Origin of the sequence: Sphingomonas molluscorum, assembly GCF_039522995.1 — a bacterium.
Taxonomy (GTDB): domain Bacteria; phylum Pseudomonadota; class Alphaproteobacteria; order Sphingomonadales; family Sphingomonadaceae; genus Sphingomonas; species Sphingomonas molluscorum.
This window is the reverse complement of sequence record NZ_BAAAEL010000001.1, coordinates 478,142-501,490: the sequence shown is the minus strand read 5'-3', so window position 1 is coordinate 501,490 and position 23,349 is coordinate 478,142. Positions and strand designations below refer to the sequence as shown.

Sequence of the window (23,349 nt, the reverse complement as noted above, 5' to 3'; positions counted from 1 at the left end):
ATCAGCTGCACTTGGCGGCGGTGCGCCCACGCTGGATATCCGCCTTCATCGTTGCCGAGATGCGGTCGGCATAGACGTCGGACAGCTCGGCATAGACCTCGCACGCGTCCTTCGGCTTCTTGAGCTGCACCAGCGCGTCGGCGAGGTAGAAGAGGCTGTCGGGGGCGCGCTCGCCGTCCGGCATCTTCTTGTAATTGTCGTAAAAGGCGATCGAGGCGAGGCTGGGCTTGCCGTCATCGAGATAGGCGCGGCCGATCAGGTTCTGGGCCCAGCTGGCGCGGCGGTGCTTGGGGTATTTGTCGACCACGGTCTTGAGCTGGGCCGCGGCCTCCGAATAGCGCTTCGCCGACCACAGGCGATAGCCGTAGACATAGGCGTCCTCGGCGGGATCGCCGCTGGGCGCGGGCTTTTCCACGGCAGTGCCGGCCCCCGCAGGAGCGGCAGCAGCGGGGGCGGCGGGCTTGGTGCCGGCATTGCCCGGAAGCGTCAGCACGCCGCCGCCGTTGCCGGGGCCGCGGGTCGGGGCAGGGGAAGCGGCCGGGGCGCTGTCCGGCTCGCCACCCTGCGCGGCCGGAGCGGCAGCGCCGCCGCCCTCCAGCGCGGTGAGCCGGCCGTCGTTGGCGCGGCGATAGGCCTCGAACGCCTCCTCCATCTGGCGCAGCTTGTACTGCGCCTGCTCGACCTGGCCGGTCAGCGTCATCTGCTGCGATTCGAGTGCGGCGACCCGCGCCTCGAGATTGGCGATGGGGCTGCCGGCGGGCGTGCCCGGCGCCTCGATCGGCGTCTGGGGCGCGGTGATCTCTGGCTCGACCTGGGCCTGGGCGCCGCCCGGGAACACCTTGCGCTGCACGGCGCGCATCTCGCGCTCGAGCTTGTTCACCCGGCCTTCGATCGCGGTCTGCGCGGTGGCGGGGACGGAAACTGCAAGGCCGGCCGCGAGAAGCGGAAGCGTCATGAGGATACGCATGTCGTGACACCCCCCGGTGGGATTTGGGAAAACTAGGGGGACCCTAATGGTCCGGCGATGCTGTCGCCAGCCTTAAGCGCGCCCGGAAAAACCCGGGCGTGCCCAAGGTGTGGGCGTCAGCCCTGGGGCGCGGCCGGAGCGGCGGTGTCGCCGGCACCGGCGGCGGCAGGCGCCGGGGTGGCGCCGCCGTCGCGGGCACGCAGCGCCTGGGCGCTGACGCCGATATCCTTGATCGGGCGGGCGCCGCTGCCGAGCGGGGCCACCGAGGAGCCGTTGATGGTGACTGCCAGCTTGTCCGGGCGGCCGACGTTGATCATCGGGCCGTTGGCGTCGACGGGAACGTCGTAGCGCTCGCCCGCGGTCATCGTCTTCTGCATCAGCGTCTTGCCGGCGGCGTCATAGACGCGGACCCACACTTCGTCGGTGGCGGTGAGCGTCACCTGGCTGCCGGTCACGGGCGCGGCCGGTGCGGCAACGGCCGGGGAGGCGGCGGGCACCGGCATCACGCCGAGCTCGCTCTCCGCCGTCGCCTGCTGCGCGGGCGGCGCGTCCCCGCCGGTGAGCAGGGTGGTGCCGAACCAGATGGCGAGCAGAAGCAGGATCAGGCCACCTGCGATCAACCCGCCGGTGGCGAGCCCGCGCGAGGGAAGCCGCGGGGGCGCATGGGGCTGAAGGTCGGGCTTGGGCTCGCGCCGCTGGTAGCTGGTGTCGAGCTCGCGGCGCAGATCGCGGGCGAGCGCCACCTCGTCCACGCCCACCGCCCGTGCGTAGGAGCGGCCGAAGCCCATCGCATAGGTGGTGGAGGGCAGCTGGGAGAAGTTCGACGTCTCGATCGCCTCCAGATGCCGCTGCGGGATCCGAGTACGCGCCGCCACCTCGGCAAGGTCGAGGCCCTGGGCCTCGCGCGCCTGCCGCAACCGTTCGCCTGCCGTCATCGCTGCCGGGCTCCGATCCACGGCGCCCTCGCCCTCACCCATTCCAGTCTCCACGCGGGGAATATTCACCAAGCTCGCGCCCCCGTCTTCGGGGCAGGTTTCGGACACGCATAAACCTGTGTCAACGTCGGGACGCGCGTATCCGCCGCCGTTTCACGCCAGTTCAACCCCATTGTCGCTCGCCCAGGCGGTCAGCGCGGCCCGCATGTCGGGCGGTGGGGCTGCCAGCAGCCGCTCCATGGTGGCGGTGATGGCGGCGCGATCGAGCGAATGGATCATCGCCTTGATCGGGCCGACCGCGGCCGGCGTGATCGAAAGCCGGTCGATGCCGAGGCCGAGCAGCGCCATCGCCTCGAGAGAGCGCCCGCCCATCTCGCCGCACACGGTGACCGGGACGCCGGCATCGCGGGTGGCACGCACCACCCGGCGCAGGAAGCGCAGGATCGCCGGGCTCAGCCAGTCGTAGCGCAGCGCCAGCTGCGGGTGCGCGCGATCGGCCGCGAACAGGAACTGGGTGAGGTCGTTGGTGCCGATCGACAGGAAATCGAGGCGCGGGAACAGCAGGTCGAGCGTCTCGGCAAGGGCCGGCACCTCCAGCATCGCGCCATAGAGGATCTCCAGCGGCAGCTTGCGCCCGCGCGAGGCGACCCAGTCACGCTGGCGCTCGAACAGCTCTCGCGCCTGCTCGAACTCCCAGGGTTCGGACACCATCGGGAACATGACGCGCAGCGTGCGGCCGGCCGCCGCCTCGATCAGCGCGCGCGCCTGCGCCTTCATCAGCCCCTCTCGGGTCAGCGCCAGGCGCAGCGCTCGCCAGCCCATCGCCGGGTTCTCTTCCTCATGGTCGCCGGTCGCAAGATAGGGCAGCGCCTTGTCGCCGCCGATGTCGACGGTGCGGAACACGACCGGGCGATCGCCTGCCACGTCGAGCACCTCGCGATAGAGCCGCTGCTGGCGCTCGCGCGAGGGAAGGGTGGAGGAGACCAGGAACTGGAACTCGGTGCGGAACAGGCCGATGCCGTCCGCGCCGGTGAGGTCCAGCGCGGCGGCGTCGTCGCGCAGGCCGGCGTTGACCAGCAGGGTGATGCGGTCGCCGTCGCGGGTGACGGGCGGCTCGCTGCGAAGGGCAGCAAAGGCGGCGCGGCGGCGCTGCGAATAGAGCAGCTTGGCGTCGAACGCCTCCTCCAGGTCGGCGGTGGGGCGGATGACGCAATAGTCTTCGGAGGCGTTGAGCAGCAGCCGGTCGCCTTCCGAGATCAGCCGGCGGACGTCGCGCACCCGGCCGAGCACCGGCACGCCCATCGCGCGGGCGACGATGGTGACGTGCGCGGTGAGCGAGCCTTCCTCCAGCACCACGCCCTTGAGGCGCCGGCGGTCGTATTCGAGCAGTTCGGCCGGACCCAGGTTGCGAGCGATCAGGATCGTATCCTGGCGCAGGCCCAGTTGTGCGGCGGTGCCGAGCTGGCCCGAGACGATGCGCAGCAGCCGGTTGGAGAGATCCTCCAGGTCATGCATGCGATCGGCGAGCAGCGGATCGGAAATCTCGCGCATGCGCATGCGGGTGCGCTGCTGGACGCGCTCGATCGCGGCCTCGGCGGTGAGGCCGGAATCGATCGCCTCGTTGATGCGGCGCGACCAGCCCTCGTCATAAGCGAACATCTTGTAGGTCGCGATGACTTCTTCATGCTCGCCGCCGACGCCGAACTCGGCCTGGCTGGTGATGCGGTCGATCTGCTCGCGCATCTTGTCGAACGCGGCATAGACGCGGTGGCGCTCGGCCTCGGTATCCTCGGCCACCGTATGCTCGACGGTGATGCGCGGCTGGTGGAAGACGGCGACCCCCGCGCCCATGCCCTCGACCAGCTTGAAGCCGTTGATGCGGGCGGTGCCGGTCGCCTGGGGGCGGCTGGCGGCGGTGGGGCCGGCCGCGTCGATCAGATCGGCGTTGGCGATCAGTTCGGACAGCACCATGGCGACCGTCTGCAGCGCCTCGATCTCGACGTCGTCGTAGCGGCGCGGCTCGGTATGCTGGACCGCGAGCACGCCCACCGCCCGCTCGCGCCGGATGATCGGCACGCCCGCAAAGCTGTGGAAGCGCTCCTCGCCGGTTTCGGGGCGATAGGCGAAGTCCGGGTGGCTCGCCGCCTCGGCCAGGTTCAGCGTCTCGACATTGGCGGCGATGGTGCCGACCAGACCCTCGCCGGGTGCCAGTTTGGTGACGTGCACCGCCTCTTCGGCGAGACCGACGGTGGCGAAGAGTTCGAACACGCCCTCGCGCAGCAGGTAGATCGAGCAGACCTCGCTATCGAGCGTCTCCCCGATGATGTTGACCACGCTGTTGAGCTTGGCCTGGGCGGGGCTGCGCGACGCCATCACGTCGTGGAGGCGGGTGAGGATCTCTCGGGCGGAAGCGGCGGCCGATGCGGGCATGGGGCTGGCTACCATGCCGTTGCGGCCGACGCCATCGCGCAGCCGGGAAGTTCGGTAACGAAGTGTGCAAGCGGAGCGTGCGGCATCACAGCGTCCGCACCAGGCGCACGGCCATGGCGAGCCAGGCGGGTTCGGGCACCACCTGCTGGCGGGCGCCGGCACCGGGCGGCAGCAGGTGGAGCTTGCCGTCGCTGCGGGCGAGCAGGCGGCCGAACACGAAGCGGCCGGCGGGGCGGGGGACCAGCACGTCGCGGTTCATGGCGCTGCCGAACGCGTCGGGGGCCAGGCGGGCGCACCAGATCTCGTCGCCCGCCCGATAGTCGCCGACGCCGCCGGAGACGGTGACGGCGACCAGGCTGGGATCGATCCGGGGGGCTGCGACGGTGGCGGCACGGCGGGGCGCGGTGGCGCCGCCGGCATCAAGGATCGCGGCGACGGCAACGTCGGGACGGTCGGGCAGCTTCACCAGATCGGCGGAATCGACGCCCAGCGCCTCTGCGATGCGGTTGAGCCAGCCGATCGAGACGGTGCGCGTGCCCGTCTCCAGCCGGCCGATCGTCTGGGCGGTGGTGGCGGGGCGGCAGCGCAGTGCCACCTCCTCCAGCGTCAGCCCCTTCGCACGGCGCACTTCGCGAATGGCGGTGATCATCTCCGGCTCCCGCAACAAACCATATCGGTTTGTCACTGTCCTACAAACAAGCCGCTGTGGCAAGGACGAGTCGCAACGATGGAGAGGAACGATGCGCGAACTGGCCGAACGCGGACTGGAGGGCGAACGGGTGGCGAGTACCCCGCCGGCGCGGGGGCGGCGCAGCGTCACGGTGAACCTGGCCGAATCGCCGCTGTCGTGGCTGCGCGCGCGCGGGCTGGTGAGCCCGCGCCAGTTCGATGCGGGCGAGCAGCTGCGCGAGGATTACGAGCGGGCATCGCTGGGGCCGCGGGTGACGATGCGTTGGGATGCGGGGCCACGCGGCAGCGGCAGCCGGGGTGCGCCCTCCGCGGGTACGCCGGGCGGACCGCAGCTGTCGGCCAAGCGCCGCTTCGACGCGGCGATCGCGGCGGCGGGGCCGGGGCTGGCCGACGTGCTGTGGCGGGTGGTGTGTGCGGGCGAGGGCTTGCCGGCGGCGGAAAAGGCGCTGGGCTGGCCGGCCCGGGCCGGGCGGCTGGTGCTTACGCTGGCGCTCGATCGGCTGGCGGAGCACTACCGGCTTCCGTGAGGAAGCGGCGATAGGCCCAGCCGATGCCGATGAGTGCGAAGCCGAGGCCCAGGAAGGAGAGGATGCGCAGCACGCCCTCCAGCGCGGCGGCATCGACCAGGAACACCTTGAAGGTGGTGGCGGTGAGCAGCAGCAGGCCGAGCAGGCGCAGGTCCGACGCCTTGGCGGTGATGCCGCGCCACAGCCAGAACAGCGACAGGCCGAGCATGGCGGCCGAATAGCCCCAGTTCTCGCCGGTCCCGAGCGGGCCGGTGAGGATGCTGCCGTGCGTCGCCTGGCGCACCGTGGCGACCAGCGCCAGCAGGGTGAGCGCGGCGGCGAGCGGGCGAATGCCGCGGCGGGACGGCAGCGTCCAGAAAAACGCGGCGGCGAGCGCGAAGTGCAGCGTGGCGGCGTTCAGCAGCGGGATTGCCCCTACCGCCTGGACCACGCCGGCGGGGTTGAACACCATCAGGTCGAACCAGACGATGCGGGCGACGCCGAGCGCGAGCAGCAGGCCGGCGGCCTGGGGGAAGCGGTGGGTGCGGACCAGCGCCCAGCCGCCGAGAAGCAGCGCTTGGGTGATGACCGCGCGCTCCACGAAGCCAATGGCGGCAAAGGCAGGGGGCTCGGCGATGGCGAAGGGTTGCTTCAGCAAGAGATAGGCGAGCAGCGGCACCGCACCGCCGGCGATGGCGAGGGCGATGCGGCGGGCGCGGCCGAAGCTCTGCCGGTCGGCGAACAGGATCGCGACCAGCACGGCCGTGGGGAGGCCAAGGAAGCGCAGAATGTCGCGGAGCGGCGGCAGCAGGCGATAGGGCAGCATCTCCCCGAACAGCGAGCGGCCGAACGCTTCCGCCACCTGGGCGAGCGGGATCAGCGCCAGCACCAGCAGCCCGAGCAGCGGCAGGAGGGTCAGACGGCGCACCGAAGCGTCGCCGGTGACACGCCCCCAGCCGGCGAGCGCGGCCATCGCAGCGGCGAGCGGCAGGGCGACCAGCGCGCCCGGCACGATCTGCTGGAGGCCAGCCGAGAGCAACGCCGCGGCGGCGAGCCCACCGCCGACGAGGCCGGTGTCCTGCGCGTTGGCGCGGTCGCGGTGGCGCCAGCTCAGCCACGCGCAAGCGCCGGCGAGCAACAGGTCGAGCAGGCACCAGAAGCCGGGGTCGAGCAGCCTGGTGGCAGCGAGCTGGGCGACGAGCCCCGGTCCCGCGGTGCCGACGACGCCGAGCAGCGCCCAGCCTCGGCCCGTGCGGGACAGCAGCTGGCCGGGGATGGCGAACAGCAGCGTCGCGAGGATGGCGGCGGTGGCGGTGATCCCAGGGGCGGGGCGCATCAGCCCGACGCCGAGCAGCACCAGCACCAGGCCGAGTGCGGCGATGGGTGCCGGCATCAGCTTGGGGTCGCGCCACGCCAGGAACAGCGCGGCCGCCGAGAGGACGAGATAGAAGCCCCAGGCGAGCGGGCCGAAGTCGAGCAAGGGGGCGGCGAGCAGCAGCTGTGCGAGGCCCGCCACCATCGGCGCGGCACGCAGCCACGGGCGCTGGATGCCGGCGGAGGGGAGCGCGAGGGTGACGCCGAGCGCAAGCGCGACGATGAAGGCGGCGACACCACCGACCTCGTCGGCGCGAACCGCGGCGAGCAGGAAGCCGGCCCAGCCGAACGCCGAGGCTCCCGCCGCGAGCGCCAGCCACATCCAGCCGCGCGCGACCGCCAGCCACAGCAGCGCCGCGACGAACAGGCCGAGATAGACGAGCAGCGGGCCGATGCCGGCCGCGTCGAAGCCGGCGACCAGCGGCGCGGCGAACCCGCCTGCCAGCGCCATGACCGCGGTGGGCGGGCCGTGGCGAAGCGCCAGCCCCAGCGCGACGCCGGTGATCGCGAGCATGATCGCGAAGCCGGCGATCGGGCTCACCAGATCGTAGGCCGCCGCCGCGAGATAGAGGGTCGCATAGGCGCTGGCGATGCCGGCGCCGGCGAGCACCTGCGCGATGCGGGGGTCGTCGCGGGTGGCGGGCAGGCGGCGGGCGACTTCGCCGCCGGCGAGCAGCAGCAGCGCGAACAGCCCGGCGAGGACGGTGCGGATGCCGGGGGTGAGCAGGCCGCTCTCGATCGAAAGCCGCACCAGGAAGACGCCGGCGAGCACCAGCGCGGCCCCGCCGACCCATACCGGCAGGCGGCCGCCGACCAGCGCCTCAAAGCTCGGCATCTCGAAGCGCGGCTTGGGCGGCGCCTCGGGTTCGAGCGGGGCGGAGAGGGGCGCGGCAGGCGCAGCGGGGCGCTGGACGACGGCAGGCTCATCGCGGCGTTCGACCGCTGGCGGGGTGGCGATCGGCTGGGCCGGTGCCTCGAACCGCGCCTCGACCAGCGCCTCGCGAAGGTACTCCACCTCACGCTCGACCGCCGTCAGGCGGCGCCACATCAGGACGAGCGCGGCGACGATGCCGGCGAACAGAAGCGTCATGAACAGGTCCACGGGCGGGTTGTGGCACAGCCGCGCGCGCAAGTCCGCATGCATTCGCGTGGACGCGCGCACCGACACGCCTATATGCGCCGGTGCCCATCAGGAGTGTCCGGCCATGCAGATCGCGTTCGTCAAATGCCACGGGTCGGGCAACGACTTCCCGCTGGTGGACGCGCGCGAGCTGGATCTGCCGGAGAACGCCTGGGTGCGGCTGGCGCGCGCGCTGGCCGATCGCGCCGGGCCGGTCGGCGGCGACGGGCTGCTGCTGCTGACCCGCGGCGATGCGACCCATGCGTTCGGGATGCGCATGTTCAACTCCGACGGCAGCGAGGCGGAGACGTGCCTGAACGGCGTGCGCTGCACCGCGCGGCTGGGGTTCGAGCGGCTGGGGATCGCCGACGCGCGCGTGCTGCTCAAGACCAGCGATGCCGAGGCGCGGCTGCAGCCCAAGCTGGCGCCGGGCGTCACCACCATCCGCACGCGGGTGGGGCCGGTGTCGACGCTCGCCGCCGACGTCGGCCTGCGGATTGCGCAAACCGAGGTGATCGACGCGCCGATCGCGGGGCTGCCGAGCGCGCGTGCTTTTACCGCAGTGGCGATGCCGAACCCGCATCTGGTGACGTTCGTCGACCGGGTGGACGAGGCCGAGCTGGTCGCGCTGGGCGACTGGTGCGAGGCGGCACCCGCGCTGCTCCCTGCGCGCGGCAACGTCAGCTTCGTGGAGGTGCGCGGCAGCAAGGACGCGCCGGCCTTGTTCGTGCGCACCTATGAGCGGGGCGTGGGGCTCACCAACAGCTGCGGCAGCGCGATGGCGGCGTCGACCTATGCCGCGGCGCGGACGGGGCGCATCCCGTTCGACCGCGAGACGCGGGTGTTCAACCGCGGCGGCATGGTGCGGGCGAGCGCGACCGAGGCTGCCGAAGTGACGATCGCGGGCAATGCGACGTTCGAGTGGGAGGGGCGGATCGCGTTTGATCCTGCGACCGCCACCTTGGGTGAACTGGAAGTGGTTGCGCGGCGGCCTGACGAGGTTGCGGCTTGGGAGGCGATGCTCGCGGGGCTCTGAACCCGCCCTATCGCCGCCGACACCGTGTTCCTGCGCAGGCAGGAACCCAGGGCCAAGCAGAGCAACGCTTGGCAGCTTCCGGAACTCTGGGCTCCTGCCTTTGCAGGAGCACTGGAGGGGGGCGGCGTGCGGGTTCACCTCGGGTGCGTGAAGGCAGCGTTAGGGAAAGCGATCATTCCTGAAATTTCTTTCCGACCACTAAACACGCAATAAAATGTTGCGAACGCTGGTGCTGCTGGCGTAGGGGCGGCGCGATTTCGGTAGAAAGAGTGTCATGCCCGCATATCGTTCGCGTACCACCACCCACGGCCGCAACATGGCCGGCGCCCGCGGCCTGTGGCGCGCGACGGGGATGAAGGATTCGGACTTCGGCAAGCCGATCATCGCGGTGGTGAACAGCTTCACCCAGTTCGTGCCGGGGCACGTCCACCTCAAGGACCTGGGCCAGCTGGTCGCGCGCGAGATCGAGGCGGCGGGCGGCGTCGCCAAGGAGTTCAACACCATCGCGGTCGACGACGGCATCGCGATGGGCCACGGCGGCATGCTCTATTCGCTGCCCAGTCGCGAACTGATCGCCGACAGCGTGGAATATATGGTCAACGCCCATTGCGCCGACGCGATGGTCTGCATCTCCAACTGCGACAAGATCACGCCCGGCATGCTGATGGCGGCGCTGCGCATCAACGTGCCCGCGGTGTTCGTCTCCGGCGGGCCGATGGAAGCCGGGAAGGTCGTGGTGAAGGGTAAGAAGCGCGCGCTCGACCTGGTCGACGCGATGGTGGTCGCCGCCGACGAAAGCTACAGCGACGAGGAAGTGGCCGCGGTCGAACGCTCGGCGTGTCCCACCTGCGGCAGCTGCTCGGGCATGTTCACCGCCAATTCGATGAACTGCCTGACGGAAGCGCTGGGGCTGTCGCTGCCGGGCAACGGCTCGACGCTGGCCACCCATGCCGATCGCGAGAAGCTGTTCCGCGAGGCCGGGCACCTGATCGTCGATCTCGCCAAGCGCTGGTACGAGCAGGACGACGTCACCGCGACGCCGCGCGGCATCGCCACCATGGGCGCGTTCGAGAATGCGATGAGCCTAGACATCGCCATGGGGGGCTCCACCAACACGGTGCTCCACCTGCTGGCGGCCGCGCACGAGGCGGGCGTCGACTTCACCATGGCCGACATCGACCGGCTGTCGCGGCGGGTGCCGTGCCTGTGCAAGGTCGCACCCGCGAAGGCCGACGTGCACATGGAGGACGTCCACCGGGCGGGCGGCATCATGTCGATCCTGGGGGAGCTGGAGCGCGGCGGGCTGATCGACGCGAGCCTGCCGACAGTGCATGCGCCGACCATGGCCGACGCGCTCGCGCGCTGGGACATCGGCCGCACCAACAGCGAGGAGGTGCGCGACTTCTTCCGCGCAGCCCCCGGTGGCGTGCCGACGCAGACGGCGTTCAGTCAGGCGGAGCGCTGGGAAGATCTCGACACCGATCGCCAGAGCGGCGTGATCCGGTCGACCGAGCATCCCTTCTCTAAGGACGGGGGCCTGGCGGTGTTGTTCGGCAACCTCGCGCCCGAGGGGTGCATCGTGAAGACGGCGGGTGTCGATGATTCGATCCTGACCTTCCGCGGGCGCGCGCGCGTCTATGAGAGCCAGGATGCGGCGGTGGCGGGGATCCTGGGCAACCAGGTCGAGGCCGGCGACGTGGTGGTGATCCGCTATGAAGGGCCGAAGGGCGGGCCTGGGATGCAGGAAATGCTCTACCCGACCAGCTATGTGAAGTCGAAGGGGCTGGGCGCGGCCTGTGCGCTCATCACCGACGGGCGCTTCTCCGGCGGCACGTCCGGTCTGTCGATCGGCCATGTCTCGCCGGAAGCAGCCGAGGGTGGGCTGATCGCGCTGGTCGAGACGGGCGATCCGATCCTGATCGACATCCCGAACCGCGGCATCCGCCTGGACCTGGACGATGCGGTGCTCGCCGAGCGGCGCGCGGCGATGGAGGCGCGCGGGGCGAAGGCGTGGAAGCCGTTCGGCCGCAAGCGCGAGGTGTCGCCGGCATTGCGGGCCTATGCGGCGCTCACCACCAACGCCGCGCGCGGCGCGGTGCGCGACGTGAGCCAGGTGGAGGGTTAGGCGGATCGCTTTTTCCCGTATCCCCGCGCAGGCAGGGATCCAGGGTCCGGCAGAGCAACGCCTGGTAGCGCCTGGTGCCCTGGGCTCCCGCCTGCGCGGGAGCACGGAAGGAGGGAGCGAGCGGGTACGGTTGCGCTTTGGGAGGGCGGTACGAACACGGCTTCTCGCACACCCTTCCCCGGCTGGACCGCCTCGGCTAGACCCGCGCGGATGACGCCACCCCTGGACTGCCCCAGCGAAGGCCGCTTCGACGGCGCCGAACACCGGTTCGCCCTGCGCGTCTATTTCGAGGACACGGACCTGTCGGGCGTGGTCTACCATGCCAACTATCTGCGCTACATGGAGCGGGCGCGTTCGGACATGCTGCGGCTGACCGGCTGCGACCAGCGCGCCGCGTTCGAGGCGGGCGAGGGGGCCTATGCGATCCGCGACCTGCACATCCGCTATGCGAGCCCTGCGCGGCTCAACGACACGCTGGTGGTGGTCAGCCGCATGACGCAGTTGCGCGCGGCATCGGTCGTCATTCATCAACGAGTAATGCAGGGTTCGGTGTTGGTAGCCGAAGCGGAGGTCGAGGTGGCGTTCGTGGCACCATCGGGCACCCCGCGTCGGCATCCGCCGGCCTGGCGGCGCACGTTCGAGACCCTGATCTGGAAGGAAAGCTGAGAGCCTGATGGACGTTCTGGTAAATACCGACGCGGCCTCCATGTCGCCGATTGGCTTGTTCATGCAGGCGGACTGGGTCGTGAAGTTCGTGATGCTGGGGCTGTTGGCCGCCAGCATCTGGACCTGGGCGATCATCCTGACCTTCCTGGGCCGGCTGCGCCGCGTGCGCCGCGACACCGAGGCGTTCGTCGAGGAGTTCGAGCGGACCGAGGACATCGACGCGTTCCACAAGAAGCACGTGACCGGCAAGAGCGCCGTCGCCCACGTCTTTGCCGCGGGCGTGCGCGAATGGCGCCGCTCGACCGCGAGCACCAGGATCGACCGCGACGGCACGCGCGAGCGGCTGGCGACCAGCATGGGGTCTGCGGTGGCCGAGGAGGTCGACAAGCTGTCGGACCGGCTGAACGTGCTGGCGACGATCGGCTCGGTCGCGCCGTTCGTGGGCCTGTTCGGCACCGTGTGGGGCATCATGCGCAGCTTCACCGGCATCGCTCAGGCCCAGAACACCAGCCTGGCGGTGGTGGCGCCGGGCATCGCCGAGGCGCTGTTCGCCACCGCGATTGGGCTGTTCGCCGCCATCCCGGCGGTGATCGCGTACAACCGCTACAGCCACCGCATCAACCAGGTGGAGGCGCGGCTCAACCGCTTCGCCGACGCGTTCCACGCGACGCTGAGCCGCCAGCTGGAAGGCGTGGACTAAGCCCATGGCGATGCAGCTTCCGTCCAGCCGCGGCAAGGGCCGGCGCACGCCGATGGCGGAGATCAACGTAACCCCGCTGGTCGACGTGATGCTGGTGCTGCTGATCATCTTCATGGTGACGGCGCCGCTGCTCACCACCGGCGTGCCGGTGAACCTGCCCGACAGCCGCGCCAAGGGGCTGGAGCAGGAGCAGGAGCCGGTGCAGCTGTCGCTCGCCGCCGATGGCAGCATCTATCTGGGCGACACGCCCGTCAGCGAGCAGGCGTTGCCCGAGCAGCTGGCGCGCATCGTGGGCAGCCAGCCGGCCGGTGCCGAGCCGCGGCAGGTGATGCTGCGCGCCGACACTGCGCTCGATTATGGCCGGGTGATGCGGGTGATGGGCGAGCTCAACCGCGCGGGGTTGAACCGCGTGGCGCTGGTGTCGACGCAGGGGGATGCGCCCTGATCGTGCGGTTCGTAACGGAGGTGCGGCGATGAGCCGTACGGAAAAATGGGCGCTGGGCGGGGCGGCGATCGGGCACGCGCTGCTGTTCGTCGGCCTGTCGCTCGTCTGGAAGGGCGAACAGCCCAAAGAGCTGAAGATGTCGCCGCCGATCGACGTCAGCCTGGTGGACGAGGTCGCGCTGGAATCGACCGCGCCAGCCGAGACCGAGGCGCCCGACCAGTCGGTGGCACCCGAGCAGGGCGCGCCGGAAGACGCGGCACCCCCGGAAGAGACCGCGCCCGAGCCGGAGCCCCAGCCTGCGCCTGCGCCCCCCGTGCCGCAGCCCAAGCCCGAGCCCCGGCCCGAGCCGAAGCCGGCGCCTAAGCCGCAGCCGGCGCCGAAACCCGTTCCCAGGCCGCAGCCGCCCAAGCCCAAGCCGGCCCCGGCGCCCAAGCCTGCGCCCAAGGCACCGGCAAAGCCCGCGCCCAAGGCCGAGCCGAAACCGGCGGCAAAGCCTGCCGCAAAGCCCGCCCCGGCCAAGCCCGCAGCGGCCGCCGCCAAGCCCAAGGCGGCCCCGGCGAAGGGCAGCGGCACCGACGCGGCGGCAAAGGCAGCCAAGCCGCGCGGATCGCGGCTGGGCGCCGACTTCGCCAAGAGCCTTGCCGACACGGCAGCCGAAAAGGGCAAGGGCCAGACCGCGCGTGCGGCGCAAGTCGGCGCGCAGTCGCTCGCCGGCCTGGCCGCGGCGATCAGCCGCCAGGTCCAGCCCTGCGCCAACCGGATCACCAATCCGGGGCCGGGCGCCAACCGTATCCGCTCGCGCATCAACCTGCAGATGGCGAAGGACGGCAGCCTGACCGCGCGTCCCAAGCTGATGGGCCAGTCCGGCGTCGACGACGAGAACGGCCGCTATGCGCAGCGCGTGGGCGAACTCGCGGCGGCGGCGATCATCCAGTGCGCCCCCTTCGAACTGCCCGACGAGCTGTATGAAGGCGGTTGGAAGAACATCACCATCAACTACAAGCTGCCCGGCTGACGGAGAGAGCCATGCGTATCCCCTTGTCCCGCCTTGCCACGCTTGCGTTGGCATCCCTCAGCTTCGGCCTTGCCGCGGCGCCCGCCCATGCCCAGGTCGAGGTCGACATCGAAGGCGGTATCTCCGATCCGATGCCGATCGCGGTGCCGGTGATGCCGACCCCCAGCGACGTCGGCACCGCCGCCGGCCAGACCAGCGCGCTCGGCCGCCAGCTGGCCGAGGTGGTCGCCAACGACCTCAAGAACTCCGGCCTGTTCACGCCGCGCGGGCCGCAGGGCATCGCCGCGGTGCCGTTCGCGCAGGCCGCCGCACCCGACTTCGGCTATTGGGCCGGCACCCAGGCGCAGGCGCTGGTGCAGGGCTTCGTCCGCGCCAACGGCGACGGCACGCTGACGGTGGGCTGCTATCTGTACGACGTGTTCGCGCGCACCGAGCTGACCCGCCAGGGCTTCGTGGTGACGCCGGCCGAGTGGCGCCGCGCGGCCCACAAGTGCGCCGACACCGTCTACACCCGCCTGTCGGGTGAGGGGCCGTATTTCGACAGTCGCATCGTCTATGTCTCGGAGACGGGGCCCAAGGGCAAGCGCATCAAGCGGCTGGCGATCATGGACCAGGATGGTGCCAACCACCGCTTCCTGACCAACGGCCAGTCGATCGTGCTGACGCCGCGCTTTGCGCCCAACCAGCAGTCGATCGTCTACATGAGCTATCAGAACGAGCGGCCGGCGATCTATGTCTATGACATCGCCTCCGGCCAGCAGCGGCTGCTGGTGCGCAACGCCAGCCTGACCTTTGCGCCGCGCTTTTCCCCGGACGGGCGCTGGGTGATCTTCTCCATGGCGCAGGCGTCGAACACCGACATCTATCGCGTGTCGGCGTCGGGCGGCACGCCGCAGCGGCTGACCAACTCGCCCGGCATCGACACCGGCGGCAGCTATTCGCCCGACGGCAGCCGTATCGTCTTCGAAAGCGATCGCTCGGGCACGCAGCAGCTCTACGTCATGAACGCCGATGGTTCCAACCAGCAGCGCATCAGCTTCGGATCGGGCCGCTATGCGACCCCGTCGTGGAGCCCGCGCGGCGACCTGATCGCATTCACGCGCCAGGGCGGCGGCAGCTTCCGCATCGGCGTGATGAGCCCGTCGGGCGGCGGCGAGAAGCTGCTGTCGGACGCCTGGGGCGACGAGGGGCCGAGCTGGTCGCCCAACGGCCGCGTCCTCACCTTCTTCCGCGCGTCGCAGGGCGGGGCGGGCAAGGCGGACGTGTGGTCGGTCGATCTCACCGGGCAGAATGTCCGCCGCATCCCGACGCCGCTCGACGGATCGGATCCGAGCTGGGGGCCGCTGCGCCCCTAAACGGGCGCCGGCACCCGCAGGGCGGGCGTCCCAGAATCAGGCTTTAGCACTTGCCGCCGCATCGGGTTGTGGCGGAATATACATCTGTAATCGAGGAGACAGCTGATGGCGAAACTGACGAGCAAGTTGATCGTGGCGGCGGCCCTGGTGGCGACGGCCGGCTGCGCCAAGAAGCGCCCGGAAGTGCTGCCGCCCGCCCCGGGCGACACCGCTGCGCCGGTCGACGGCACCGGCACCGGCGGCCAGACGGGCACCGGCGTGGTCCCGGGCAGCCGCGAGGACTTCCAGCAGTCGGTCGCGAGCGACACCGTCAACTTCGCGCTCGACAGCTACGACATCGACCCGCAGGCGCGCTCAATCCTGGACAGCCAGGCATCCTGGCTGCAGCGGTATCCGAACGTTCGCATCACCATCGAGGGCCATGCCGACGAGCGCGGCACCCGCGAATACAACCTGGCGCTGGGCGATCGCCGGGCGAACGCCGCGTCCAACTATCTGGCGGCACGCGGCGTCGCTGCGGCGCGGATCACCACGATCAGCTATGGCAAGGAGCGTCCGCTGGCGCTCGGCTCGGACGAGAGCTCCTACGCGAAGAACCGCCGCGCGGTGACCGTCGTCCTCCAGTAACCACCAGCCGCCGCCGGAACCGGGCTGGTTTCGGCGGCGTTCCCCTGGGGCATGAAGCCCGTCCAACCGCCTGCGATCCGCGATCCGGTCGACCTCGTCACCGCCAAGCTGCACGCCTGGGTCAACGGCTTCTTCCTCCAGCTCCCCAACATCGTCGCCGCGATCGTGCTGCTGCTGGTGGCATGGGGCGTCGGCAGGGCGATCGCCTGGGGCATCCGCCGGGTCGGGCGACGGCGCCACCGCCTGGACTTGAGCGCGGTGCTCGGGTCGCTCGCCTTCGGCGCGGTCATGGTCGCCGCGCTGCTGCTGGCGGCGACCATCGTCTTCCCCAGCGTCAAGCCGGCGGACGTGCTCGCGACGCTCGGCATCGGTTCGGTCGCGATCGGCTTTGCCTTCAAGGAAATCCTGCAGAACCTGTTTGCGGGCCTGCTGCTGTTGATGCGGCGGCCGTTCCGCCGCGGCGACCAGATCGTCACCAAGGACTATGAAGGTACGGTCGAGCACATCCAGAGCCGGGCGACCCTGATCAAGACCTATGACGGCAGGCGCGTCATCATCCCCAATGCGGACCTCTATATCTCGCCGGTGATGGTCAACACCGCCTTTCCGGTGCGGCGCGAGCAGTTCGACGTCGGCATCGGCTATGGCGACAAGCCGTCCCATGCCGCCGAGCTGTTCCTGGAGGCGATCCGCAAGGTGGAGGGCGTGGTCGCGGACCCGGCGCCCGAGGTGCTGCCCTGGGGCCTGGACGACAACTACATCACCCTGCGTGCGCGCTGGTGGACGGAATCGAAGCGCACCAGCGTGGTCCACATCCGGTCGCGCGTGGTACTGGCGCTGTACGAAACCGCGATCGCGCACGGCATCGACCTGCCGTTCCCGACCCAGATGGTGCTGTTCCACGACCAGACCGAGGAAGCCGACGGCGACCGCGCCCGACAGCGCGAGGGCTGGCCCGCGGGCGGGAGGGCGCCTCGCGCGCGGCGGCTCCGGCGGCGGGAAGGTGCTGTCGACGAGGGGGCGGAAGAGCACGTCGTCGCGGAGGGGACGCGGGAGGAGCGCTGACCGCTGCGTCTCTGCATACCCCGGCGGAGGCCGGGGCCCAGTTGCGGCGCCGTTTCGATTTCGCGCACCCACAGCCGCCTTCCCAACTGGGCCCCGGCCTTCGCCGGGGTACGGTGTCGTGTGGGGCGGGGCGTTCTTAGTATCTCGCGGGTGGGAATGGGCTGAGCAACGCAGGAGCCCAGGGTTGCTCGCGCTCCCCTTGTTGTCCCGCACCAATCCCGCTTGCGTTCCTGCCGACCTGATATAAAAGTGATATCACATTAACAGGGAGGCGGAGATGGGATCGGATCGGGTGTTGCGGCAGAGCCTGGAGCGGCCGGCGACGACGTACAACGGCTTCATGATGCTGCTGGTGGAGCTCGGATTGATCGTGCTGGGTGCCGTGGGGGCGCTCAACGCGCCGGTGCATCCCTGGGGGATCGTGCTCCTGATCGTGGCGGGCGTCGCGTTGCTGCTGGTGGCGTGCGGCTTCTACCTGCTCCAGCCCAACCAGGCGGCGGCGATCCTGCTGTTCGGCGACTATCGCGGCACCGATCGCACGACGGGCCTGCGCTGGAACTGGCCGTGGCTCACCAAGTCCAAGATCTCGGTGCGCATCCACAACATCACGTCCGAGCGGTTGAAGGTGAACGACCTGCGCGGCAACCCGATCGAGATCGCCTCCAACGTCGTGTGGCGCGTGGCCGACACCGCGCAGGCGCTGTTCGACGTCGACGATTACAAGGCGTTCGTGATGGTGCAGATCGAGAGCGCGGTGCGGGCGATCGGCTCGCGCTACCCGTACGACGACTTCACCCATGAGGAGATGACGCTGCGCGGCAATGCCGACGTGGTGAGCGAGGAACTGCGCGTCGAGCTGCAGGAGCGCGTCGCGAGTGCAGGCGTGCAGGTCGACGAATGCCGGCTGACGCATCTCGCCTATGCGCAGGAGATCGCCCAGGCAATGCTCCGCCGCCAGCAGGCGGAGGCGGTGATCGCGGCCCGCCAGAAGCTGGTCGAGGGTGCCGTCTCGATGGTCGAGACCGCGCTCGCCCAGCTGTCGGAGAAGAACGTGGTCGAGCTCGACGACGAGCGCCGCGCGGCGATGGTGTCGAACCTGATGGTGGTGCTCTGTTCGGAGCGCGACACCCAGCCGGTCGTGAACGCAGGCTCGCTGTACCAGTAACGTGGCTGCGCCCCCGAAAAAGGCGTTCCCCCTGCGCCTCGATCCCGCGCTCTATGCGGCGATCGAGCGCTCGGCTGCGGGCGAGCTGCGCAGCGTCAACGCGCAGGTCGAATGCCTGCTGCGCGAGGCGCTGGCGAAGCGGGGCGTGAAGCTTGCCGATCCCCAGCCGGTCCGCCGCGGTCGGCCGCCCAAGGAGAGCAATCATGGCGAATGAGAAACGCAGGGACGACGACGTCTGGTTCGCCTCCAAGCGCTTCGGCTATGGCGCTGGCTGGCCGATCGCGTGGCAGGGATGGGTGCTGCTGGGCGGCTATCTGGCGATGCTGCTGCTGGGGTCGCACTATGTGGCGCCGGAGCATCCGATTGGCTTCGGCATCTTCGTGGGCGTCCTGACGATCGCGGTGCTGGCCCTTTCCGCCGCCCACACCCGTGGCGGGTGGCGGTGGCGCTGGGGCGGCGACGACGAATAGCCGGGCTTTGCACCACTCGCGTCCGGAAGGGCTTGCCCCCGCCGCCGCCCCGCCCGACAGGGGCCTGAGGCAGCAGGGGAAAGCAGGATGTGGATCGAGGTGGTCGGCTGGTCTGGATCCTTCCTGATTCTGCTCGCCTATGCGCTGCTGTCGACCGGCCGGTTGGATGCGCGCGGCGTGCCGTACCAGTTGATGAACGTCGCCGGCGCGCTCGGCATGGCGATCAACGGCTGGGCGCATGGCGCGCTGCCGAGCGTGTTCAACAATGCGATCTGGATGGGCATCGGCCTGCTCGCGCTCGCAGGGCTGCGCGTCCGGCGGGCGTAGCCCACGTCCTCAGGCGGCGCGGGTCGGGGTCGGTAGCAGCAGGGCGTCAAAGGCTTCGACCGGCATCGGGCGGCCGTAGAGATAGCCCTGGGCGCTCGTGCAGCCGCACTGGGCGAGCAGGTCGCGCTGCGCCTCGGTCTCGACGCCCTCGGCGATGACCTCGATTCCGAGCATGCTGCCGAGGAACGCCATGGCGGTGACCACCGCTGCATCGGCCTTGTCGTCGGCGAGGTCGCGAACGAAGCTGCGGTCGATCTTGATCCGGCTGATCGGGTAGTGCTTCAGCACGCTCAGCGAGGCATAGCCGGTGCCGAAGTCGTCCAGCGCGACGCCCACCCCCTGGTCGCGGAGCACGCGCAGGGGGGCGAGCATGGTCTCGTCTTCCCGCAGGATGATGTTCTCGGTCACCTCCAGCTCCAGGGCGCTGGGGGGCAGCCCATGCCGGTTGAGCTCGGCGCGGACGCGCTCGGCAAGCGTGCCGTCCCGAAACTGCGCGCTGAACAGGTTGATGCCCAGCACGAAGCCGGGGGCGCCTGCATGCCAGCGGGCGGCCTGGCGGCATGCCGTCTCCAGCACCCAATGCCCCACGTCATGCGCGAGACGCCCGGATTCCAGCGCGGGCAGGAAGGCGTCGGGCGTCAGCAGCCCACGCTCGGGATGCTGCCAGCGCAGCAGCGCTTCCGCGCCGAGCAGGGCGCCGTCGGCCAGCCGGACCTGGGGCTGGTAGAAGAGCCGGAACTGGCCCTGGTCGAGCGCGTCGCGCAACTCGCCCTCGAACGCGCGGCGATGCAAGGCCGCGCTGCGCAGCGCGGGCGTGTAGAAGCGCTGGCAGTGCCGCCCCTCGCTCTTGGCCTGATACATGGCGAGGTCGGCGGCGGAGAGCAGGTCCTCCGCATCCGTGCCGTCGCCCGGAAAGGTGGTGACGCCCACGCTGGCGCTGACATGCACATCCTGCCGCTCCAGCGCGATAGGGGCCGAGACCGCCTGCGTCAGCCGATCGGCGATGGTGGTGGCATGCGCGCGCGGATCGGCGCCCGGCAGCAGGATCGCGAACTCGTCACCCCCCAGCCGGGCGACGGTGTCGAACGGCCGGACGCAGTCGAGCAGGCGAGCGGCGATCGTCTTGAGCACCGCGTCGCCGGACGAATGGCCGAGCGTGTCGTTCACGTCCTTGAACTGGTCCAGGTCCAGCATCAGCAGCGCGAAGGGCTCGTCGCGCGCGACCAGGGCCGAGGTGCGGTCGAGCAGCGCGGCGCGATTGGGGAGCTCGGTCAGGGGATCGAAATGCGCCATGTGGAACAGCCGGTCCTCGGCCGCGCGCCGCTCCGTCAGGTCGCGCATGATCGATCCGAACGCCGCATGCGGGCCTTCCGACCACATCGACAGCGAGAGCTCGATCGGGAACTCGCGGCCGTCCTTGTGCAGCGCGACCAGTTCGACCTTGCGCCCGATCAGCTTGGTGGTGCCGCCGTGTGCGGCGCGCATGAGGCCGCCGTCGTGCAGTCCCCGCGCCTTGGGCGGCACGATGATGTCGATGTCCTGGCCCTCGGCCTCGTCGGCGGTGAAGCCGAACATGGCCTCGGCCCCTGCGTTCCAGAAGCTGATGCGGCCATGATGGTCGGCGACCACGATCGCGTCGGGCGTGGTCGCAGCGATGTTATGGAAGCGCGATTGGCCGATGGTGCGCGCGATCTCCAGGCGGCGCACCTCCAGCCGGTTCATGACGATCGCGGCAAGCGCCAGCAGGTTGGCGCGATCCGCATCGGTGAAGCGGCTGCGGGGGCGCGGGTCGATCAGGCACAGCGTGCCGATGCCATAGCCTTCCCGCGTGCGCAGCGGCGCGCCTGCGTAGAAGCGGATGAAGGGCGTGTCGGTCACCAGCGGATTGTCGGCGAAGCGAGCGTCGGTGCTCGCATCGAGCACGACCAGTTCCGCCTCGTCGGCGAGCGCATGCGCGCAGAAGGAGATCTCGCGCGGCGTCGTGGAGATGTCGGTGCCGACGGCCGCCTGGAACACCTGCCGGTCGTCGGCGACGAAGGAGACGGCGGCGCTCGCGGTGCCGAAGACGCGCGACGCAAGCCGGGTGATCTCGTCCAGCCCGAGGTCCACGTCGGGCGCGAGCGCGTCATATTCGGCGAGCGCCGCGAGGCGTTCTTCCTCATTCCAGAGGAGCGGGGGCAGGCGCATGCGGTCTCCGGCCGACGTTGGGAGACCGCTATGCGGTTCAAAAGGCTAAGGTTCCGTTAGCCACGCTGCATGCCCGGCCGCGCGAAACGCAGCCGGGCAGCGCCTTACGCCTCGCCGAAGACGCGGGCGAAGATCGTGTCGACGTTCTTGAAGTGGTAGTCGAGGTCGAAGCGTGCCTCGATCTCTTCGGGCGAGAGCGCGGCGGTGACTTCGGAATCGGCCTTGAGCAGGTCGAGCAGCGACAGGGCGCCGTCCGATTCCCACACCTTCATCGCGTTGCGCTGGACGAGGCGATAGGCGTCCTCGCGGGATACGCCCGCCTGAGTCAGCGCCAGCAGCACGCGCTGCGAATGGACCAGGCCGCCCATGCGGTCGAGGTTCTTCTGCATGCGGGCCGGATAGACCAGCAGCCTGTCCATCACGCCGGTGAGGCGTGCGAGCGCGAAGTCGAGGGTGATGGTCGCGTCCGGGCCGATGTAGCGCTCGACCGAGGAGTGCGAGATGTCGCGCTCGTGCCAGAGTGCCACGTTCTCCATCGCCGGGATGGTGGCGCTGCGCACCATGCGAGCGAGGCCGGTGAGGTTCTCGGTCAAGACCGGGTTGCGCTTGTGCGGCATCGCCGACGAGCCCTTCTGGCCGGGCGAGAAATATTCCTCGGCCTCGAGCACTTCGGTGCGCTGGAGGTGGCGGACCTCGGTCGCGAGCCGCTCGATCGAGGAAGCGATGACGCCCAGCGTCGCGAAGAACATCGCGTGGCGGTCGCGCGGGATCACCTGGGTCGAGACGGGCTCTACCGAGAGGCCGAGCTTGTCGGCGACATAGGCTTCGACACGCGGGTCGATGTTGGCGAAGGTGCCGACCGCGCCGGAAATCGCGCAGGTTGCGACGTCCGCACGCGCGGCCACGAGGCGGGCGCGGTTGCGCGCGAATTCGGCGTACGCCTCGGCCATCTTGAGGCCGAAGGTCACCGGCTCGGCATGGATGCCGTGGCTGCGGCCGATCGTGGGCGTGAGCTTGTGCTCATAGGCGCGGCGCTTGAGCACCTCGAGCAGTCGGTCGAGATCGGCGAGCAGGATGTCGGACGCGCGGGCGAGTTGCACCGCCAGGCAGGTGTCGAGCACGTCGGACGAGGTCATGCCCTGGTGCAGGAAGCGCGCTTCCGGGCCGGTCCGTTCCGACACATGGGTCAGGAAGGCGATGACGTCGTGCTTGGTCTCCGCCTCGATCGCATCGATGCGGGCGATGTCAAACGGGCCGGCGGCCTCGTGCGCCGCCCAGATCTTGGCGGCAGCTTCCTTGGGCACCACGCCCAGTTCGGCGAGCGCGTCGGTGGCGTGGGCCTCGATCTCGAACCAGATGGCGAAGCGGGTCTCGGGCGACCAGATCGCGGTCATCTCTGGGCGGGCGTAGCGGGGAACCATGCGGGTCTGCCTGTCTGGAGTTTCGGTTGGCCGCCGAATGCCAACGCTTTGCCCCCGAGTCGAGCGGAAAAGCCGACAAGATGTCGTCTGAATAGTGGCCGGCTAGTGGTGAAAACCAAGAATTGATGCCTATATTCTTCTCACAGCCAGAAGCGCTGCGCCGACACTGTGCCGGTGCGCGCAAACATCGGAAATGGAGGCTGAAGATGTTGAAGCAGATTCTTCTGATCGGTGCGATGACGGTTGCTGCGCCTGCACTGGCGCAGGCCGGCCAGACCACACCGGGAAGTCCGTCCGCAGGGATGGGGACGCCGGGTGCGCAGCCGCAAAGCTTGCCCTCGACGGCGACCACTCCGGGCACGACGCAGGCAGCGCCGCAATCGACGCCGGATGCGCAGTCGTCCGCGGCCGCCACCCCGTCGCAGATCGCACAGGTGGTCGAGCAGGATTTCCCCAAATATTCGGGCGGCAAGGAAACGCTGACGCAGACGCAGTTCGGTGCCTGGATGGCCTCGCTGCGCTCGGCGACGGAGCCCGGCGCCACCGCCGACAGCCCGCAGATGAAGACCTGGATCACCCAGGCCTTTGCGCAGGCGGACACCGACAAGTCGAAGTCGGTGACCAAGGCGGAGCTGACGAGCTTCCTGACCAGCGCGGCGGGCTGACCCCGCGCCGGGTGACCCAAGCACCCCATTCCGGCCTCCTTCCCCTGGGCCGGTGCCG

The 23,349-nt window shown here is 70.1% G+C and carries 22 protein-coding genes; 15 read left to right on the top strand and 7 right to left on the bottom strand.

Annotated features, from left to right (window positions below):
* Position 1 precedes the first annotated feature (1 nt).
* From ABDZ92_RS02500 to ABDZ92_RS02485, 4 genes are all read right to left on the bottom strand, one after another.
* Entirely contained in the window at positions 2-955 is a 954-nt protein-coding gene (locus ABDZ92_RS02500; RefSeq protein WP_241211693.1) for a tetratricopeptide repeat protein, read from the bottom strand.
* Positions 956-1,083: 128 nt separating this feature from the next.
* Positions 1,084-1,944: a helix-turn-helix domain-containing protein gene (locus ABDZ92_RS02495; RefSeq protein WP_125959052.1), complete on the bottom strand. Its 861-nt coding sequence runs from the start codon at positions 1,942-1,944 to the stop codon at positions 1,084-1,086.
* A 111-nt stretch (positions 1,945-2,055) separates the two neighbouring features.
* A complete protein-coding gene (gene ptsP / locus ABDZ92_RS02490; RefSeq protein ID WP_125959051.1) occupies positions 2,056-4,332 on the bottom strand; it encodes a phosphoenolpyruvate--protein phosphotransferase in 2,277 nt (758 codons plus the stop codon).
* A gap of 85 nt (positions 4,333-4,417) precedes the next feature.
* A complete protein-coding gene (locus ABDZ92_RS02485; RefSeq protein WP_125959050.1) occupies positions 4,418-4,981 on the bottom strand; it encodes a helix-turn-helix domain-containing protein in 564 nt (187 codons plus the stop codon).
* Between the two features lie 91 nt (positions 4,982-5,072).
* On the opposite strand from ABDZ92_RS02485, the gene ABDZ92_RS02480 reads away from it, so the two are divergent.
* Complete coding sequence (locus ABDZ92_RS02480; RefSeq protein ID WP_125959048.1) at positions 5,073-5,549, top strand: DUF6456 domain-containing protein; 477 nt, start codon at positions 5,073-5,075, stop codon at positions 5,547-5,549.
* On the opposite strand, the gene ABDZ92_RS02475 is transcribed toward ABDZ92_RS02480, so the two are convergent.
* Entirely contained in the window at positions 5,503-7,992 is a 2,490-nt protein-coding gene (locus ABDZ92_RS02475) for a DUF2339 domain-containing protein (protein ID WP_241211692.1), read from the bottom strand. The two genes, ABDZ92_RS02480 and ABDZ92_RS02475, sit on opposite strands and share 47 nt — an antisense overlap.
* Positions 7,993-8,107: 115 nt before the next feature.
* Here ABDZ92_RS02475 and dapF point away from each other — a divergent pair, with 115 nt between their 5' ends.
* From dapF to ABDZ92_RS02410, 13 genes are all read left to right on the top strand, one after another.
* Positions 8,108-9,058, top strand: a complete 951-nt coding sequence (dapF, locus tag ABDZ92_RS02470; protein WP_125959047.1) for a diaminopimelate epimerase — start codon at positions 8,108-8,110, stop codon at positions 9,056-9,058.
* A gap of 274 nt (positions 9,059-9,332) precedes the next feature.
* The gene (ilvD, locus tag ABDZ92_RS02465; protein WP_125959046.1) at positions 9,333-11,183 is read left to right on the top strand and encodes a dihydroxy-acid dehydratase; all 1,851 of its coding nucleotides are present in this window, start codon (positions 9,333-9,335) and stop codon (positions 11,181-11,183) included.
* Positions 11,184-11,393: 210 nt separating this feature from the next.
* Positions 11,394-11,849, top strand: a complete 456-nt coding sequence (locus ABDZ92_RS02460; protein WP_125959045.1) for a YbgC/FadM family acyl-CoA thioesterase — start codon at positions 11,394-11,396, stop codon at positions 11,847-11,849.
* 7 nt (positions 11,850-11,856) lie between these two features.
* Positions 11,857-12,549, top strand: coding sequence for a protein TolQ (gene tolQ / locus ABDZ92_RS02455; RefSeq protein WP_125959044.1), 693 nt, complete (start codon positions 11,857-11,859; stop codon positions 12,547-12,549).
* A 4-nt stretch (positions 12,550-12,553) separates the two neighbouring features.
* Complete coding sequence (gene tolR, locus ABDZ92_RS02450) at positions 12,554-12,994, top strand: protein TolR (RefSeq protein WP_125959043.1); 441 nt, start codon at positions 12,554-12,556, stop codon at positions 12,992-12,994.
* A 28-nt stretch (positions 12,995-13,022) separates the two neighbouring features.
* Entirely contained in the window at positions 13,023-14,009 is a 987-nt protein-coding gene (locus ABDZ92_RS02445) for a cell envelope biogenesis protein TolA (RefSeq protein ID WP_125959042.1), read from the top strand.
* An 11-nt stretch (positions 14,010-14,020) separates the two neighbouring features.
* Positions 14,021-15,364, top strand: a complete 1,344-nt coding sequence (gene tolB / locus ABDZ92_RS02440; protein ID WP_125959041.1) for a Tol-Pal system beta propeller repeat protein TolB — start codon at positions 14,021-14,023, stop codon at positions 15,362-15,364.
* 105 nt (positions 15,365-15,469) lie between these two features.
* A complete protein-coding gene (gene pal, locus ABDZ92_RS02435) occupies positions 15,470-15,991 on the top strand; it encodes a peptidoglycan-associated lipoprotein Pal (protein ID WP_125959040.1) in 522 nt (173 codons plus the stop codon).
* Positions 15,992-16,042: 51 nt separating this feature from the next.
* Positions 16,043-17,056 (top strand): mechanosensitive ion channel family protein, encoded by a 1,014-nt coding sequence (locus tag ABDZ92_RS02430; protein WP_125959039.1) that lies wholly within the window; start codon positions 16,043-16,045, stop codon positions 17,054-17,056.
* Between the two features lie 277 nt (positions 17,057-17,333).
* A complete protein-coding gene (locus tag ABDZ92_RS02425; RefSeq protein WP_125959038.1) occupies positions 17,334-18,221 on the top strand; it encodes an SPFH domain-containing protein in 888 nt (295 codons plus the stop codon).
* A gap of 1 nt (position 18,222) precedes the next feature.
* Positions 18,223-18,435, top strand: coding sequence for a type II toxin-antitoxin system antitoxin (locus ABDZ92_RS02420; RefSeq protein WP_125959037.1), 213 nt, complete (start codon positions 18,223-18,225; stop codon positions 18,433-18,435).
* Entirely contained in the window at positions 18,425-18,691 is a 267-nt protein-coding gene (locus ABDZ92_RS02415) for a hypothetical protein (protein ID WP_125959035.1), read from the top strand. The genes ABDZ92_RS02420 and ABDZ92_RS02415 overlap by 11 nt, the downstream gene beginning before the upstream one ends.
* 87 nt (positions 18,692-18,778) lie before the next feature.
* Entirely contained in the window at positions 18,779-19,018 is a 240-nt protein-coding gene (locus ABDZ92_RS02410) for a CBU_0592 family membrane protein (RefSeq protein ID WP_125959034.1), read from the top strand.
* 9 nt (positions 19,019-19,027) lie between these two features.
* Here ABDZ92_RS02410 and ABDZ92_RS02405 read toward each other — a convergent pair whose 3' ends face one another.
* Together ABDZ92_RS02405 and purB are read right to left on the bottom strand one after the other, a co-directional pair.
* The gene (locus ABDZ92_RS02405) at positions 19,028-21,205 is read right to left on the bottom strand and encodes a putative bifunctional diguanylate cyclase/phosphodiesterase (protein WP_125959033.1); all 2,178 of its coding nucleotides are present in this window, start codon (positions 21,203-21,205) and stop codon (positions 19,028-19,030) included.
* A 104-nt stretch (positions 21,206-21,309) separates the two neighbouring features.
* A complete protein-coding gene (gene purB, locus ABDZ92_RS02400; protein ID WP_125959032.1) occupies positions 21,310-22,626 on the bottom strand; it encodes an adenylosuccinate lyase in 1,317 nt (438 codons plus the stop codon).
* Between the two features lie 206 nt (positions 22,627-22,832).
* Between purB and ABDZ92_RS02395 the strand changes: the two genes are divergently transcribed.
* A complete protein-coding gene (locus ABDZ92_RS02395; protein WP_125959031.1) occupies positions 22,833-23,291 on the top strand; it encodes a hypothetical protein in 459 nt (152 codons plus the stop codon).
* The last annotated feature ends 58 nt before the right edge of the window (positions 23,292-23,349 follow it).